Raw genomic sequence first — 17,582 nt, 5'->3', positions numbered from 1 at the left:
CGGTGGCTTCGGTGACGCTGTTGTCGCTCGTCGCGCTGATGTCGGTGATGGTCGGTGCTGAGTCATCCACACCAGTGATAACGATGTCGACCGTGGTGGTCGTCCCATCGCTCAGCTCGACCACAAATGACTGGCTGACAGTATCGCCTTCATCCAGCCCCTGGACGGCAGCGGCTTCGTTATCGAGCGTGTAGGTCCACTCACCTGACTCATTGACGCTGAAAGTGCCGTAATCATCGCTTTGGGAGCCAGCGACCACATCGGTGCTTTCAACATCAACAAGCGTGCCGGAAGCTTCGGTAACACCATCCTCTGTTACCGCGCCAGAATCACTGCCAACCAGTGTGCCCACATCATTGCTGGTCGCGGTGTTGCCGGCCGGGTCGGTGACGGTGGCTTCGACGCTGTATTCGCCTTCGCTCAGCGGCGTCTCGGCATCGACGCTGTAGGTGCCATTCTCGACGGTCGCGGTGACGGTCTGCTCGTTGCCGTCACTGTCGGTGATGACCAGGGTCACGGTGCTGCCGTCTTCGGCATCGGTGGTGCCGACGATGGTCGGCGTGGTGTCGGAGGTCAGCGCCGGCGCATCGACGGTCAGGCTCGGCGCGCTTGCGTCGATCTCGCCCACGTCATTGCTGGTCGCGGTGTTGCCGGCCGGGTCGGTGACGGTGGCTTCGACGCTGTATTCGCCTTCGCTCAGCGGCGTCTCGGTATCGACGCTGTAGGTGCCATTCTCGACGGTGGCGGTGACGGTCTGCTCGTTGCCGTCACTGTCGGTGATGACCAGGGTCACGGTGCTGCCGTCTTCGGCATCGGTGGTGCCGACGATGGTCGGCGTGGTGTCGGAGGTCAGCGCCGGCGCATCGACGGTCAGAGCCGGCGCGCTTGCGTCGATCTCACCCACGTCATTGCTGGTCGCGGTGTTGCCGGCCGGGTCGGTGACGGTGGCTTCGACGCTATATTCGCCTTCGCTCAGCGGCGTCTCGGCGTCGACGCTGTAGGTGCCATTCTCGACGGTCGCGGTGACGGTCTGCTCGTTGCCGTCACTGTCGGTGATGACCAGGGTCACGGTGCTGCCGTCTTCGGCATCGGTGGTGCCGACGATGGTCGGCGTGGTGTCGGAGGTCAGCGCCGGCGCATCGACGGTCAGAGCCGGCGCGCTTGCGTCGATCTCACCCACGTCATTGCTGGTCGCGGTGTTGCCGGCCGGGTCGGTGACAGTGGCCTCGACGCTGTATTCGCCTTCGCTCAGCGGGGTCTCGGCATCGACGCTGTAGGTGCCATTCTCGACGGTCGCGGTGACGGTCTGCTCGTTGCCGTCACTGTCAGTGATGACCAAGGTCACGGTGCTGCCGTCTTCGGCGTCGGTGGTGCCGACGATGGTCGGCGTGGTGTCGGAGGTCAGCGCCGGGGCATCGACGGTCAGAGCCGGAGCGGACAGATCGATCTCGCCCACGTCATTGCTGGTCGCGGTGTTGCCGGCCGGGTCGGTGACGGTGGCTTCGACGCTGTACTCGCCTTCGCTCAGCGGGGTCTCGGCGTCGACGCTGTAGGTGCCGTTCTCGACGGTGGCGGTGACGGTCTGCTCGTTGCCGTCACTGTCAGTGATGACCAGCGTGACAGTGCTGCCGTCTTCGGCATCGGTGGTGCCGACGATGGTCGGCGTGGTGTCGGAGGTCAGCGCCGGCGCATCGACGGTCAGAGCCGGCGCGCTTGCGTCGATCTCACCCACGTCATTGCTGGTCGCGGTGTTGCCGGCCGGGTCGGTGACGGTGGCTTCGACGCTGTACTCGCCTTCGCTCAGCGGGGTCTCGGCGTCGACGCTGTAGGTGCCGTTCTCGACGGTGGCGGTGACGGTCTGCTCGTTGCCGTCACTGTCAGTGATGACCAGCGTGACAGTGCTGCCGTCTTCGGCATCGGTGGTGCCGACGATGGTCGGCGTGGTGTCGGAGGTCAGCGCCGGCGCATCGACGGTCAGAGCCGGCGCGCTTGCGTCGATCTCACCCACGTCATTGCTGGTCGCGGTGTTGCCGGCCGGGTCGGTGACGGTGGCTTCGACGCTGTACTCGCCTTCGCTCAGCGGCGTCTCGGCGTCGACGCTGTAGGTGCCGTTCTCGACGGTCGCGGTGACGGTCTGCTCGTTGCCGTCACTGTCAGTGATGACCAGCGTGACGGTGCTGCCGTCTTCGGCATCGGTGGTGCCGACGATGGTCGGCGTGGTGTCGGAGGTCAGCGCCGGCGCATCGACGGTCAGGCTCGGCGCGGACAGATCGATTTCGCCCACGTCATTGCTGGTCGCGGTGTTGCCGGCCGGGTCGGTGACGGTGGCTTCGACGCTGTACTCGCCTTCGCTCAGCGGCGTCTCGGCGTCGACGCTGTAGGTGCCGTTCTCGACGGTCGCGGTAACGGTCTGCTCGTTGCCTTCACTGTCGGTGATGACCAGCGTGACGGTGCTGCCGTCTTCGGCATCGGTGGTGCCGACGATGGTCGGCGTGGTGTCGGAGGTCAGCGCCGGGGCATCGACGGTCAGAGCCGGAGCGGACAGATCGATCTCGCCCACGTCATTGCTGGTCGCGGTGTTGCCGGCCGGGTCGGTGACGGTGGCTTCGACGCTGTACTCGCCTTCGCTCAGCGGGGTCTCGGCGTCGACGCTGTAGGTGCCGTTCTCGACGGTCGCGGTAACGGTCTGCTCGTTGCCGTCACTGTCAGTGATGACCAGAGTCACGGTGCTGCCGTCTTCGGCATCGGTGGTGCCGACGATGGTCGGCGTGGTGTCGGAGGTCAGCGCCGGCGCATCGACGGTCAAGGCCAGGTCGGTTTCCGTCGACTCAGGATCCAACCCGAGGCCATCTTCGTCTTCATCGGTATAGGTGGGATCGGTGAACCCACCTTCATATTCGTAGGAAGTGCGCTCGACACGGCCATCCCGACCGACGCCAGAGGCATCCAGGAAGCCACTGCGACTGCTGCCCGGAGACCCTGCATTTTCCCCCGCTGCCGGTGCCTCCTGGATGGCCGTCGGGTCTTCGCCTCGGGCAATCGCTTCGCGCAATGCTTCTACCGTCGGGTCGACAGGTGCGTCATCGCGAGACTCTGCGAGCAGTACCTCGATACCGATCGGGGCCCCTTGCGGCACCACCAACCGAGAACCATCTTCCAGCACGATGATCGCTCCCTGCGGCGCGATCAGGGTGGCAGTAGGTTCAAGCGTCATTCCATTGACGACACGCTGCGACTCGTTAGTGGCGGAAACAACAAGTACTGTGCCTTCTGTGCGAATGACCTGAACCATGGGGACTTACTCCTGCTGGGGAAAGGTGCTGCATCATGCTGCGAAGGGCGCAATGGCATGATCGACAAAATCAGATGGTTACATTTTGATACACAAAAACACTTACCGCAACCTAGCAATTTTCCGTAGTGGTGCCACGCAACGAGACTGAGATACCTAATCTCGAAAAATACCCAGAAAACAAGGAATCACACACCACCACGATGGAAAACGTGGCCTATGTCAACTTACGGCATAACGCTGACCACTGGCGACGCATGCTACGAGAAGACGAGCCGCCGGCATGAGAAGCGCCCTCTTGCGCGTCATCATTGTAAATCCATTGTTCAACGACTTCCGACAACTGTAACAATTCTTTAACATTTTCCGGCTGCAGCCGTGCGACACGCCGCAGGTGACTGCCGGGCGCCTCACCCGGGCCAGGGCCAAGCCCGGAGCGCCCCAGACGCTTCGCCAGACGACGGTAGGCTCTGACACCGGCATGTGTCGTTACCTCACGGCCAGACCAGACCACCAGCACCGCCCCTACCAGTACCACACAGGCCAGCAATCCGAGTACCCCCCAGACCAGCCACTCCCAGCGAAACTCGCCGAACATCCGCTGCCACAGACTACGCTGCTGTTCCAGGCGGAACCCCACGACACTTCGCTGCCAGCGGTACTCGAAACGCTCCCACTGACGCCTCAGATCACGAAGCATGGAATTATTCAGCGTGAAGGCGCGCAGACCGGCATCTGCCATGAAGCCCGGCTGACCTTGCAGACTGAGCGCCCCCTGGGCAATACGCTCGGGAGCCACCGCCGCCGTCGGGTCGAACCGTTGCCAGCGCCCCCCATGGAACACCTCGACCCAGGCATGGGCGTCATACTGCCGAATGCTCAACTCACGCTCACCGCTCGCGGCGCCACCCTGCGCCTCTCCACCGAGATAGCCCGCCACCATGCGCGCCGGAATTCCTGCTGCCCGCGCCAGAAAGACGGTAGTCGATGCGTAATGCGTGCAATACCCCTGCAGGCTATCAAACAGGAAATCGTCCACACGATTCATGCCCTCAAGACGCGGGGGCGTGAGGGTGTAGTGGTAAGGCTGACGATGGAAATGCTGGAACAGGAGGCGAAGGAAGCCCTGGGGGTCTCCACCCGCCTGATGCATCAGATCACGAGCGAATGCGCGAGCACGGAGGTTGCCATCCTCAGGCAACAGCAGATCCAGACGCTGCATCCATTGTGGTGCCGCCAAGGGAGGCTGACCGGAGGAACTCAATTTCAGCAATGCACGGGTGTTGAGTGACGACATCCCTTCCAGAGTGCCGTCCACCAGATAACGCGCCTCCTGATCACTCGACAACGGAGCGCCGAGGCTTGGCCGCCAAGGGCGCGGGTCCGGCTCCAGCAACAGCTCATAACGGTGCCGGGGGCTCCCGCCATCCACGCCCCTGCCACGCACGGCATAGCGCGACGCTGGCCCACCCAACGCACTCTGCAGCCTATCAGGGGAGGCACGTGACCAGCGCACGCCATCAAACAGACTCAAGGTATAGACACGCCAGTAGCGCTCTGAAGCTGCCGGCAAGGCACCGTCGAAACGGGCTCGGAAAGCCAGCTCGTCACTGCGCCCCAGCGCTGCGATATCACCGGGCGATACGCTATCCGTCAGACCGGTCGTGGCCTCTTCCAGCTGAGGAACGTTCCAGAGTGGCGGCAGACGGGGAAACAGCACGAACAATCCCAGCATCAGCGGCAATGACAAGCCCATCAACCAGCAAGTCTCACGCAGTGCCTCACCACTGCGGCGCGCTCCGGCGATCAGGACCAGACCACCGATCAGCCAGCCAGCGGCCAGAATCGCCGCAGCTGCCATCACCGGCCCCTGATCATGCAGGAAGGCGGAGGCCAGCACGACAAACCCCAGCCCACAGACCACGCGACCATCACGCAGGCTGTCAGTTTCCAGCAGCTTGAGCAGATAGATTCCCACCAGCAGGCCGATCATCGCCTCCAGACGCAACATCTGCCCGTATTCCAGAAACAGCCCTGCTGCCACCAGACATACCGCCGCCAGCCGCAGCAGAATGCCGGCACGCGGCACGCGGGCGCGCAATTGCTGAAACCGCCATAGCGCCGCCAGCAGCGCAGGGAGTGCAAGCCAGATCGGCATCCACAACAGATGCAGCGCCAGCACGAGACACTGGCCAATGAACAGGTGGCGCAGTTCAAGCCAGCCAAGCGCCTGATCAGGCGTCAGAGGTTTGCGTTGCCACCAGCGGCGAGAGACATTGCCATGTGCTCGCGTCATGTCTTCGCCCTCCCGGCCAGCTCTCGAGACGCCACGGCCTGCTGCTGAACCTCCCAGGGCAGCACCGTCTCTCCTCCAAACAAGGCCAGCGCTTCCAGTACGCGTCGCCGATGCGCCCCACCACTGGCGATGGCCAGCGTCTGGCCCGGCAGGCGCAGCCCATAGGTCGCCTGTGACTTCTCCGCCGCCAGCACGCGTGCCGTCAATTCGCCGAGACGTTGTTCCATGTCGCCATGGCAAGCCTCGTAGTCCAGCCACAAGGAGGGGCGTGCCGGCGTCTCGAAACGCTTGGTGACCAGCTCACCGCTGCGCCCCCAGTGCTTCCAGGCCACATGCGCCGGTGGATCACCGGCCACATAGCGACGCAGGCCGGCGAAGTCGCCCTGCTCGACCTGTTCCAACGTATTGCGACTGCCCTGCGGTGCGGCCGGCATCTGCGGACAGGGGTGGATCATCACCGGCATCTCGATCGCGACCCAAGACCACAGACGCACCAGCCCCAGCGGCCAGCGAGACTCCAGCGTCAATGGCGGCAAGGTGAACTGCCCACGAAGAGCGACCGGCAGCCCCATGGGCGCACTGCCCTCTCCGGCATGAATCTCGAGACGCTGACGACTATCCCCGAGACGCACATCGATGGCGCGCGCCCGCGCCCGCCCGCTCAGCCGGACCAGCAGGCGCAACTCACCGCCTGCGTAGGCCTCGCCATCCGCGATCAACTGGACGCGCACACCGGCAAGATTGCGCCAGCTTCGAAAGATGCTGATCACCGCCAGCGAGAACAACCAGAATGCGAGCGCATGCGCGAGGGAATTCTCGTAGTTGATCCCCAGCAGCAGCAGCATGCACACCAGCACCGCCCAGAACAGGCCGAAGGGCGTGGGCAGGATCATCAGACGGGCATGATGGAGCGCCTCACCGCCGGCGATGGACATCCTGCGCAACATGCGCGCCTTGAGTCGGCCCCATGGTCCGACACTGGCCGCTCGTGTCATGCAGGCACCACCGCCACCTGCCCCAGCAGATGGCGAGCCACGGCATCTCCCTCCGCGACACTGCCCTCGCTCAGTCGATGGCCGACCACCGGCGCCCAGACGGCCTGGACATCCTCTGGCAGCACGTAGTCACGCCCCGCGAGCAACGCCCAGCCACGCGAGGCGTTGGCCAATGCCAGCACGCCTCGCGTCGACAGGCCGTAAGGCACTTCCGGCGACGACCGTGTGGCAGCGACCAGTGCCTGCAGGTAATCCAGCAGCGGTTCAGAGAGACGCACGTGCGTCACGGATGCCTGCCACTCACGCAGTACCTCGAGCGGCAACAGGGGACGCAGCGCCTCGATGTGCTGGCGACCGGCATTGCCTCTCAGTATCTCTCGCTCAGCCGCAGGCTCTGGATACCCAAGCGACAGACGCATCAGAAAGCGATCCAGCTGGGACTCAGGCAACGGGAAGGTACCGGATTGCTGAAGCGGGTTCTGAGTGGCGATGACGAAGAAAGGCTCCGGCAGACGACGCGTCTCGCCCTCCACGGTCACCTGTCGCTCTTCCATGGCCTCCAGCAGCGCACTCTGGGTCTTGGGCGTGGCACGATTGATCTCATCCGCCAGCACCAGCGAGTGGAAGACGGGGCCCGGATGGAAATGGAAGGCGCTCTCACGAGGGTCGAAGACCGACACGCCGAGAATGTCGGCGGGCAGCAGATCACTGGTGAACTGGACGCGCTGCATGTCGGTGCCGATCAGACGCGCCAGCCCCTGGGCTAGCGTCGTCTTGCCAAGCCCGGGCAGATCCTCGATCAGCACGTGGCCCTGACACAGCAGGCAGCACAGAGCGAGCCGGATCTGATGCGGCTTGCCCGCCAGCACGCTCGACAGTGCAACCTCCACCTCTTCCAGCTGTTGGGGCGATACCTTGGCATTCATGCGCAGACTCCAGCACAGAGAGTGGTAGGGAGAGTGGGACAGAGAAAGCACATGCAGGCGCGCGCAGGGACATGGCGCGCCGCCGACAGGCCATCATTGCCTACTCTTCCATGGCAGAGACGAGAAAGCCCTCACGAATGAGGCGTTCAAGCGCCATACGGCTGTCCGGCGTTGAAGGATGCAATTCCAGCGCCTGTTGCGGTGTCACCCAGAAGGCGTCAGCCACCTCCTCGGCCTGAAGCGTCAAGGGACCGTCATAACGTGCGAGGTAGGCGCTGCCATAGACATGATTGGTGGCATCGCGATAGCAGAAATCGAAGCAATGTCTGAGCGCGACGCCCCGGGCACCGATCTCCTCCTCCAGCTCGCGTCGTGCGGCCACGTGGACCGCTTCGCCCGCGCCGACCACACCTCCGCTGGCGAGGTCGAAATACCCCGGAAAGACTTCCTTGCTCATGGTGCGTTTCTGGATGCACAGCTCTCCACTGGCATTGAGCACGAAGGCATAGGTCGCTCGATGCCAGTAGCGATAACGTCGCATCTGGCGACGAGGAGCCGTACCGCATGGGCGATTGCGTGCATCAACCAATTGAATGATTTCGTCCTGGATCACCGTACCCTGTCCTTTCCCTGTGCTGATCGTCGCGATGCCACGCACCGACTGATGCCCCCACGGTAGCAGAATGCGACGCAGCTGCCTTCCACTCCGCCAGCAGGCCGCAGGTGTTCTACGCTCAAGGCATACCTCTCATGACAGGACCCCACGATGCCCGACTCGCTGCCTGCGTCCTCGACTGAGCACTCTCGTGAAGAGGAGCGGCCTGCTCCATGGCGCGATGAGGTGCTCAATCAATCGGCACCACCGCTGCGCCATGCCTTCGTCGATGACCTCCCCTTGCGTGAGGCGCTGCGCTGCCACGCGCCTGGGCTCTCGGCGGACCTGCTCACTCGCCTGGCCGACCTCGGGGCGCAGGTGGGCACGCTAGAGACCCGCGCGATGGGGTTTGCCGTCAATGCGCATCCGCCGGTCCTCCACACCCATGACCCACAAGGGCGGCGGCGGGATGACGTCGAGTATCACCCCGAATATCACCGGCTGATGCGCATCGCTCTGGAAGGTGGCTGGCACAGTGTCGCCTGGGAGGCGGAAGGCTGCGGAGGACATCAGGCCCATGTCGCCGCCCTTTACCTGCTCACCCAGGCCGAACCCGGTTTCTGCTGCCCGATCACCATGACCCATGCCGCCTGGCCCGCGCTGCGTCAGGATGAATCTCTGGCCGCCTTCTGGGGCCCTCGCCTGCGGGCCCGCAGCCACGACCCGAGAACCTGTGCCCCTCGCGACAAGCACTGCGCGACCTTCGGCATGGCCATGACGGAACGTCAGGGCGGCAGCGACGTCCGTAGCAACCTGACACAGGCACACGCTGAGGGTGAAGGCTATCGCCTCAACGGTCACAAGTGGTTCATGAGTGCCCCGATGTCAGATGCCTTTCTGACTCTGGCGCAGCTCGAGGAAGGGCTGACCTGCTTCGTGGTACCGAGGCGACGGGAGAATGGCAGCCACAATGGCCTGCAACTGCAACGCCTCAAGGACAAGTGCGGCAATCGCGCCAACGCCTCAAGCGAAGTCCGGCTGGTCGATGCGCGAGGGCAGCGCCTTGGTGAGCCGGGACGTGGCATCACCACCATTCTCGAGATGGTCCACCAGACCCGACTGGATGCTGCCACCGCGCCGGTGGCACTGATGCGCCAGGCACTGGTCGAGGCACTGCACCACTGCCAGCAACGTCATGCCTTCGGCAAGCCGCTGGCCAGTCAACCTTTGATGCAGCAGGTGCTGGCAGACATCGCACTGGAAGTCGAAGCCGGCATCGCACTGTGTCTGCGCATTGCGCGACAGTTCGATGACGCCACACGGGAACCAGATGCGCGCCCCCTGGCCCGCCTTGCGCCGTCGATCGCCAAGTACTGGCACAATCGTCGTGCACCGGCACTGCTGGCAGAGGCCATGGAATGCCTGGGCGGCAATGGCTACATAGAGGAACACCTGACAGCGCGCCTGTATCGCGAAGCCCCTGTCAACGCCATCTGGGAAGGTTCTGGAAACGTGCTGTGTCTGGATGTCCTGCGCACTCTGGCCCGTCACCCCGACGCAGGCGAGGCGCTGCTCAGCGAGCTCAGGGACGCCCGGGGGCAGAGTCCTCGCTATGACGCCGCACTGGCCACCTTCGAACGCGGCAACCTCCTTCATCACGCCGAGGAAGCCCGAGCCCGGCAACTGGTCCAGTCACTGGCCGTGCTATGGCAGGCTGCCCTGCTGATTCGCCATACCCCTGCCGACGTGGCCGAGGCCTTCTGCGCCACACGACTGGCAGGCACCGACATCCCCGGCGCCACTGGCGTACATGGGCTGCCGCCGGGCATGTCACCGCGCCATCTGTTGGCACGGGTACTGCCATGAGAGGCCAAGGAGACGACACCACGTGACACGACTCTCACGCGCGAGCCTGATGCTGGCAATCGCCATGAGCGGCATCCTGTGGATGCGCACCGATGCAAGCGCCGCGACGCCCCCCGTGGCGACAGACCCCATGCTGGAAAATCCCGTGCTGGAAAATCCCGTACTGGAAGATGCCTTCGCACTACCCACGCCTCCGGGCGCGACGACCGCTGCACTCTATATCACGCTCTCGCTCCCCCGAGGCAAGGTCACGCTGACAGGCGCCAGCTCTCCCGTGGCGCAGAGCATCGAGCTGCACGAGATGCAGATGCACGAAGGCCGGATGCACATGCGCCAGCTGGGGCACCTGCCCCTCTCCCCCAAGTCCCCACTGAAGATGCGGCCGGGAGGTGGGCCCCATCTGATGCTGACAGGGCTGACTCAGCCCATCTCGTCAGGCGATGAAATCCCCGTGACCCTGCACTTTCAGGCACGTCCAGACCAGCAGATCAGGGTTCCCGTGAAGGATTACTCCGACATCTTCACTCCGTGATCTTCCGGCTCCACCAGCCACCCCCTGCAACGCAACGCGGCCCTGACATCACCTGTCAGGGCGGCCGTCTTCTACCAGGCAATCTCATTCCTCAACGGTGCATGTCACTCCCGACATGCGCCGGTCAGACACCCCATACGACCCGCAGCGCCAACGCCAGCAACACGATACCGGTCAGGCGATTGATCCATACCGCCCGCGCCTGAAGCCAGGGCAGCACCCGAGAGTGCGACAGTGCCATCGCCACCAGCACATACCAGGCACCGTCGATGCCCATCGCCGTCACGACCACCAGCCACTTGCCCATCTCGCTCATCTCCGGCGTGATCAGCTGACTGAGCAGCGCCACGAAGAACAGGATCAGCTTGGGATTGGCCAGCGCCACCATGAAACCATCGCGAATCGCCATGGAACGGGATGTGGTGACGGCCTGAGCCTCAAGCGCCCCGCCACGGCCCGCCCGCAATGCCTTGACGCCCAACCAGGCCAGATAGGCCGCCCCCAGAATCATGATCGCCTGGAACATGCCCGGATAATGAACGATCAAGGCACCAAGTCCCCAGGCGGTGAGCGCGGCATACAACCCGACCCCCAATGCATGGCTGATACCGGCGGCGACTCCCGCACTTCTGCCACCTCCCAGCGTGTGGCGAAGCACCATCGCCAGACTCGGCCCGGGCGACATCGCTCCCATGGCACACAGCGCAACCAGTGACAACCACAGATTCAGTGGCATCCAATGCATGACAGTCTTTCCATGTTCCATGGCAGTTCGTGAAAGCGATGCTTGAACAGCGGTTCGCCGCCAGGCGCCCCTCGAGCATCACGCGAGTTCCATTCAAGTTCAGTACAGGCTCTGAATCCCCTGCCCGCGACGGCTGACGGGATGAGAGCGCTTTCCGTGTTCAGCCTTCCCCTCTGCAGCTCCAGCGGATACGCCCGATTGTACCAAGCGTCAGACTGGCCCGGCAGCGACATCACCATGTCATGTAGGCGACATTGGTCTTGCACATGACGTGAACCATCAAGCGAGCCGGACAGCGTCGCCAGCGAATCAGAACGATCGAACGCCACATTACATGAGAACATTTTGATATGAGACTATCTTGAAGTACACGATCTTACATACCTGAAAACTTGTGCAACAAATTAACTCTTGTACAAGTTTTCAATAATCAGTAATTTCTTAATCGCTGCTCAGGGAGAGCGGCGAGTTCAGCGTAGTGATGGGCTAAGTGCACAGGCAAGTGCAGCCAGGGAAAGGCCCTGTCAGAGGATGACTCGCGAGTGTGGGGGCTATGCCACGCGGCCAGAAAGATCCGTAAGCCTGAGCTGGTGGGCTTACGAATCTTGATGACTGGCAAGCTCGCGAACTCAAGGAAATGAGACCACTACGCTGAACCTCACCGAATTCAGTCGAATGCTGAGAGGGAGAGGAGAAATGAAAGGGAAAGCTCGAGCGGCTCTGTGTTGTCCGGTATGTTCCGGCCTCAAGATGGACTATCAATACCATGCACCATCCGCCGACCATCTCGTGAACTGCCAAGATTGCCGCGAGTTCATCGGCATGTGGTCTACCCTGCGCCAGGAACTCGCGATACAGAGCACGCGCATTGCACTCCTTGACCCTTCCCTCGCAAGCAACAGCATCTACCGACGCGTCAAGAGCGTTCCACATCAGGCGTGAATCGCCGGCAGATGCGCCAGAGACAAGAAAGCCCCGACATCCGGTCGGGGCTTTTTTATGCCTCAGACACCCAGACCATCATCTGGCAAGAGCGCGAAGAAAGGACAGAGAGGAGAGAGGAAATAGAAAGAAGAGTGCTCTGGGATCACAAGGCAATGAAGTTGAGAGCAATGAATCTGAGGCGAAGGCCAGAAACGCAAACAGCCGCTCGTGAGCGACTGTTTTCAAGATGGTGCCGGTGGTCGGACTCGAACCGACACGCCTATTAAGCGGCGGATTTTGAATCCGCTGCGTCTACCAATTCCGCCACACCGGCAATGGAGCGAAATTATACGGAAGCCTACGCCGAGGTCAACGAGTTTTCACGCCAGATCAGACACATGCAGCGCATCCCAGCGACGGATTCACGCACTGAGCGGGACAGGTCGTTCGAAAACGGGACTTCGCGGGAGCCATGCCATTCGGTATCATGAGCCACCTTTTTCGCCTGCCCAGGCTCGCCAGTCCATCCTGCGTATCGCCCCTGACCACTGCCTCTCGAGAGCGGGCAGACAGACAGACGCGCTAACGGCATGAACGCCTGCGAGCAGGGTATCTCCATTGCAGCGGAGCGCCTTCTGCGCGCCGTGCCACCAGAGTTTCCGTTGGCCATGTCACGAATCGATTCCGGCGATGCCTCTGGCGTTGCCCCCTCCGCTTCCGAGCGCCCGCTCCAGCGCAGTGATTATGATTTCAGTCTGCCGGATGAGCTGATTGCCCGCTACCCTTCCGAGCAGCGCAGTGATTGCCGTCTGCTGCACCTGGACGGCAAGAGCGGCGAGATCGTGCATCGCCACTTTCCTGACCTGCTCGAGCAGCTGGAACCCGGCGATGTCGTGGTCTTCAATGACACCCGCGTGATCCCCGCGCGCCTGCACGGCCAGAAGGCCTCCGGCGGCAAGATCGAGATGCTGCTGGAGCGTCCGCTGGATGCACACCGTGGTCTGGCGCACATCCGCTCCAGCAAGTCGCCGAAGCCGGGCACCGAGCTGATCTTCGAAGGCGGCATCACCGCCGTGGTCGAAGGTCGGCAGGACGCGCTGTTCGAGCTGCGCTTCCACGGCGAGACGCCGATGATCGAGCTGCTCAACCAGCATGGCCACATGCCGTTGCCGCCCTATATCACCCGCGATGACGAGCTGTCGGACCGCGAGCGCTACCAGACGGTCTATGCCAGGCGCGATGGCGCCGTGGCCGCACCGACGGCTGGCCTGCACTTCGATGAGCCGATCATGGCCGCCATGGCCGAGAAAGGCATCGAGACCGCCTTCGTCACCCTGCACGTCGGTGCCGGCACCTTCCAGCCGGTGCGTGTCGACAGCATTCTCGAGCACCACATGCACAGCGAGTGGATCGAGGTCGGTCAGGAAGCCTGTGACACGATCGCGCGTGCTCGTGCGGCCGGCCGTCGCGTGGTCGCTGTCGGCACCACCAGCGTGCGCTGCCTTGAAAGTGCTGCCAAGGCCCACGGTGGCGAGCTGGCACCTTACTCCGGTGACACCGACATCTTCATCTACCCCGGTTATGAATGGCAGGTGGTGGATCTGCTGATCACCAACTTCCATCTGCCGGAATCGACCCTGCTGATGCTGGTCTCGGCCTTCGCCGGGTACGAGCACACCATGGCCGCCTACCAGGCTGCCGTGCAGGAGCGCTACCAGTTCTTCAGCTATGGCGATGCCATGCTGCTGGAACGCGCCTGACCCGAGCGATACCTCATCACATGAGCCACGTCATGCGCAGTTAACACGACGTGGCTTACGCTAGCCCCACACCCGCTGCGGCCTGTTTCGCCGCCAAGCCTTAGAGAGAACCATGCGCAAAGAATGCTTCATGAGCTTTGAGAAGCTCGCCACCGATGGTCGCGCGCGACGCGGCCGCATGACCTTCCCGCGCGGCACGGTGGAAACCCCGGCCTTCATGCCGGTCGGCACCTACGGCACCGTGAAGGGCATGACACCGGAATCCATCAAGGAGATCGGCGCCGAGATCATCCTCGGCAACACCTTCCACCTGTGGCTGCGCCCGGGCACGGAAGTCATCGAAGCGCATGGTGACCTGCATGATTTCGCGCAATGGGACAAGCCGATCCTGACCGATTCCGGCGGCTTCCAGGTCTTCTCGCTGGGCAAGACGCGCAAGATTACCGAACAGGGCGTTCACTTCCGCTCACCGGTGGATGGCTCCAAGGTTTTCATGGGCCCGGAAGAGTCGATGGCCGTCCAGCGCTCGCTGGGGTCCGACATCGTGATGATCTTCGATGAGTGCACGCCGTATCCGGCCACACATGACGAAGCCCGCAAGTCGATGGAGATGTCACTGCGCTGGGCCCAGCGCTCCCGCGATGCCCATGGCGATTCCCCCTCGGCACTGTTCGGCATCATCCAGGGCGGCATGTATCCGGACCTGCGCGAGAAATCCCTCGAGGGCCTGAAGAAGATCGACTTCGATGGCTACGCCATCGGTGGCCTGTCCGTGGGCGAACCCAAGGACGAGATGATCAAGGTGCTCGACTACCTTCCCGAGTGGATGCCGGAAGACAAGCCGCGCTACCTGATGGGTGTCGGCAAGCCGGAGGATCTCGTGGAAGGCGTGCGCCGTGGTGTCGACATGTTCGATTGCGTGATGCCGACCCGCAACGCGCGCAACGGCCACCTGTTCACGCCGACCGGTACGGTCAAGATCCGCAATGCCGTCCACAAGCACGATACGTCACCGCTGGACCCGGACTGCGATTGCTACACCTGCACCAACTTCTCACGCGGCTACCTGCATCACCTTGATCGCTGTGGAGAAATGCTCGGTTCCATGCTCAACACCATCCACAATCTGCGCTACTACCAGACCGTGATGGCTGGTTTGCGCGGTGCAATTGAAGCGGGTACATTGCAGGACTTCGTGGAACAGTTCTATGCCGCGCGCGGCCTGCCGGTGCCGCCGCTGGCCGACTGATCGAATCGAAGCGCGACCGGAGAGCAACCCGCTCCGGTCGCCTTGGTATCTGACTCGAGACAGGCGTGAAGCAGCGCTCGAATCACGCTCATTGCATAACAACAGTTCACTCGTAACCTCTGGAGATACACATGCTGGAATTCCTGATTCCTGCCGCACACGCGGAAGCCGAAGCGGCTGTCGCCGGCGGCGGCGCCATCGGCCAGATCGTCATGCTGGTCGGCTTCGTGGTCATTTTCTATTTCCTGCTCTGGCGTCCGCAGTCCAAGCGCGCCAAGGAACACAAGAACCTGATCAGCAACCTGGCCAAGGGTGACGAGATCGTCATCGGTGGTGGCTTGGTCGGCCGCATCACCAAGGTCAGCGAGCAGTTCATCACCATGGAGCTGAACGAAGGCAACGAAGTCAACGTGCAGAAGTCCGCCGTGGCTGCGGTCCTGCCGAAGGGCACCATCAAGTCCATCTGATCTCCCTCCTGCTGCCGGCCCCTGTGCCGGCAGCATGCTATTTCTCTCCCGCTCCACCAAGGACAGGGCTGCCATGCTCAACCGCTATCCGCTTTGGAAGTACCTGGTGATCTGCCTGGTACTTGCCGTCGGCGTGATCTACGCATTGCCGAATCTCTACCCCGAAGACCCGGCCGTGCAGATCAGTGCCGCCAGCGGCGCCGATGCCATCGACCAGCAAGATCTCGATCGCGCCACCAGCGCCCTCGAAAACGCCGGCATCACGCCCAAATCCGAGGAACTCAATGGTTCCACCGGCCTGATTCGCCTCACCAGCAACGACCAGCAGCTGCGTGCCAAGGAACTGATCAGCGACACCCTTGGCGATGACGCCATCGTCGCGCTGAATCTGGCTGATGCCACGCCGTCCTGGCTTTCCAGTCTCGGCGCCTCGCCGATGAAGCTGGGGCTTGATCTGCGCGGCGGGGTCCACTTCCAGCTGGAAGTCGACATGGACGCCGCGGTCAAGCAACGCCTGGAAGTCAACGCCAGCGCCATCAAGGAAACCCTGCGCGAGGAGCGTATCCGCTACCGCGGCAGTGAGGTCAACGATGGCACGCTGAGCCTGACCTTCTCCGACGACGAAGACCGCTCGAAGGCACGTTCACTGGTCTCGCGCGACTTCCAGAACTTCGAATACGATGAGCGCGATGTCGATCGTGGGGCCGTACTGGATCTCACTCTGACGACCGCCGCCATCAAGGAGATTCAGGATTACGCGGTCAATCAGAACCTGACCACGATCCGCAATCGCGTCAACGAGCTGGGCGTCTCCGAGCCGCTGGTGCAGCGTCAGGGCCCGAACCGCATCGTGGTCGAGCTGCCGGGCGTGCAGGACACTGCCGCCGCCAAGCGCGTACTGGGTGCCACCGCCAACCTCGAGTTCCGTCTCGAAGCGGCCAGCGACACGCCCTCCAGCGAGATGGAAACCTTCGCCTTCCGCAACCAGCCGGGGCGCACCGCCAACATCATGAAGGACGTGATCATCAGCGGTGACAGTGTCTCCAGCGCCAGCACCAGCTTCGATGAAAGTGGCCGTCCGCAGGTCAACATCAACCTGGATGGCACCGGTGGCTCGATCATGAACCGCGTCACGCGTGCTGCCATCGGCCGCAACATGGCGGTGCTGTTCATCGAGCACAAGACCCGCACGCGCACCGTGATGGAGGATGGCGAGGAAGTCGAGAAGCGCATCCCCTACACCGAGAAGGGCCTGATCAGTCTGGCGACCATCCAGAGCGCGCTGGGCAACAGCTTCCGCATCACCGGTCTGGATTCCCCGACCGAGGCGAAGGAGCTGTCGCTGCTGCTGCGTTCCGGCTCGCTGGCCGCGCCGATCTACTTCGTTCAGGAACGCACCATCGGCCCGAGCCTGGGTGCCGAGAACATCTCGCGCGGCATCCTGTCCGTCGAGCTGGGCCTGCTGCTGGTCGTGCTGTTCATGCTGGCCCGCTACAAGGCCTTCGGTGTCGTCGCCAACGTGGCCCTGACCGCCAACCTGGCGATCCTGATCGCCGCGATGTCGATGCTGGGCGCTACCCTGACCCTGCCGGGCATTGCCGGTATCGTGCTGACGCTGGGCATGGCGGTGGACGCCAACGTGCTGATCTTCGAGCGTATCCGCGAGGAAATGCGCTCCAAGATGCCGCTGCACCAGGCCGTGCATACCGGCTTCGAACGCGCCTTCACCTCCATCGTCGATGCGAACATCACCACCCTGCTGGTCGCGGTGATCCTGTTCTCCATCGGCAGTGGCCCGGTCAAGGGCTTCGCGGTCACGCTGTCCATCGGCATCCTGACGTCAATGTTCACGGCGATCATGGTCTCGCGCGGCATCATCAATCTTGCCATTGGCGGCAAGACACTCAAGAAACTCTGGATCTGAGGGGCCATCGT

General features: G+C 62.9%; 12 protein-coding genes and 1 tRNA gene. 6 read left to right on the top strand and 7 right to left on the bottom strand.

What is annotated here, in order from left to right:
* The 5 genes from QD172_RS16840 to QD172_RS16820 all read right to left on the bottom strand — a co-directional run.
* A partial coding sequence (locus QD172_RS16840) for a retention module-containing protein (RefSeq protein ID WP_279856328.1) occupies positions 1 to 3,292 on the bottom strand: 3,292 nt, incomplete at its 3' end.
* A 217-nt stretch (positions 3,293 to 3,509) separates the two neighbouring features.
* A complete protein-coding gene (locus tag QD172_RS16835) occupies positions 3,510 to 5,588 on the bottom strand; it encodes a DUF3488 and transglutaminase-like domain-containing protein (RefSeq protein WP_279856327.1) in 2,079 nt (692 codons plus the stop codon).
* The gene (locus tag QD172_RS16830) at positions 5,585 to 6,583 is read right to left on the bottom strand and encodes a DUF58 domain-containing protein (protein ID WP_176494317.1); all 999 of its coding nucleotides are present in this window, start codon (positions 6,581 to 6,583) and stop codon (positions 5,585 to 5,587) included. Before QD172_RS16830 ends, QD172_RS16835 begins: the two co-directional genes overlap by 4 nt.
* Positions 6,580 to 7,509 (bottom strand): MoxR family ATPase, encoded by a 930-nt coding sequence (locus QD172_RS16825; RefSeq protein WP_279856326.1) that lies wholly within the window; start codon positions 7,507 to 7,509, stop codon positions 6,580 to 6,582. The genes QD172_RS16830 and QD172_RS16825 overlap by 4 nt, the downstream gene beginning before the upstream one ends.
* A gap of 100 nt (positions 7,510 to 7,609) precedes the next feature.
* Positions 7,610 to 8,122 (bottom strand): NUDIX domain-containing protein, encoded by a 513-nt coding sequence (locus tag QD172_RS16820; RefSeq protein ID WP_254696562.1) that lies wholly within the window; start codon positions 8,120 to 8,122, stop codon positions 7,610 to 7,612.
* 153 nt (positions 8,123 to 8,275) lie between these two features.
* Between QD172_RS16820 and QD172_RS16815 the strand changes: the two genes are divergently transcribed.
* Together QD172_RS16815 and QD172_RS16810 are read left to right on the top strand one after the other, a co-directional pair.
* Positions 8,276 to 9,970 carry an acyl-CoA dehydrogenase family protein gene (locus QD172_RS16815; RefSeq protein WP_279856325.1) on the top strand — a complete coding sequence of 565 codons (1,695 nt, stop codon included), beginning with the start codon at positions 8,276 to 8,278 and terminating at the stop codon, positions 9,968 to 9,970.
* Between the two features lie 22 nt (positions 9,971 to 9,992).
* Complete coding sequence (locus QD172_RS16810; protein ID WP_167592965.1) at positions 9,993 to 10,502, top strand: copper chaperone PCu(A)C; 510 nt, start codon at positions 9,993 to 9,995, stop codon at positions 10,500 to 10,502.
* Between the two features lie 124 nt (positions 10,503 to 10,626).
* Here the strand turns inward: QD172_RS16810 and QD172_RS16805 are convergent, their stop codons facing one another.
* Both QD172_RS16805 and QD172_RS16800 read right to left on the bottom strand, forming a co-directional pair.
* Positions 10,627 to 11,238 carry a LysE family transporter gene (locus QD172_RS16805; RefSeq protein ID WP_084209598.1) on the bottom strand — a complete coding sequence of 204 codons (612 nt, stop codon included), beginning with the start codon at positions 11,236 to 11,238 and terminating at the stop codon, positions 10,627 to 10,629.
* Between the two features lie 1,181 nt (positions 11,239 to 12,419).
* Positions 12,420 to 12,505 (bottom strand) — tRNA-Leu (locus QD172_RS16800).
* Positions 12,506 to 12,839: 334 nt separating this feature from the next.
* On the opposite strand from QD172_RS16800, the gene queA reads away from it, so the two are divergent.
* From queA to secD, 4 genes are all read left to right on the top strand, one after another.
* On the top strand, positions 12,840 to 13,931 hold the full coding sequence (gene queA, locus QD172_RS16795; RefSeq protein WP_077380204.1) for a tRNA preQ1(34) S-adenosylmethionine ribosyltransferase-isomerase QueA: 1,092 nt from the start codon (positions 12,840 to 12,842) through the stop codon (positions 13,929 to 13,931).
* 112 nt (positions 13,932 to 14,043) lie between these two features.
* Positions 14,044 to 15,180, top strand: coding sequence for a tRNA guanosine(34) transglycosylase Tgt (gene tgt / locus QD172_RS16790; protein WP_084207905.1), 1,137 nt, complete (start codon positions 14,044 to 14,046; stop codon positions 15,178 to 15,180).
* Between the two features lie 131 nt (positions 15,181 to 15,311).
* A complete protein-coding gene (yajC, locus tag QD172_RS16785) occupies positions 15,312 to 15,647 on the top strand; it encodes a preprotein translocase subunit YajC (RefSeq protein ID WP_077380041.1) in 336 nt (111 codons plus the stop codon).
* A 73-nt stretch (positions 15,648 to 15,720) separates the two neighbouring features.
* Positions 15,721 to 17,571, top strand: a complete 1,851-nt coding sequence (gene secD, locus QD172_RS16780; protein ID WP_077380043.1) for a protein translocase subunit SecD — start codon at positions 15,721 to 15,723, stop codon at positions 17,569 to 17,571.
* The last annotated feature ends 11 nt before the right edge of the window (positions 17,572 to 17,582 follow it).

This window comes from Cobetia sp. 10Alg 146, assembly GCF_029846385.1.
In the GTDB taxonomy this organism is placed as follows: Bacteria; Pseudomonadota; Gammaproteobacteria; order Pseudomonadales; family Halomonadaceae; genus Cobetia; species Cobetia marina.
Note: the sequence above shows the minus strand (reverse complement) of the source record. Positions and strands in the feature narration are given on the sequence as shown.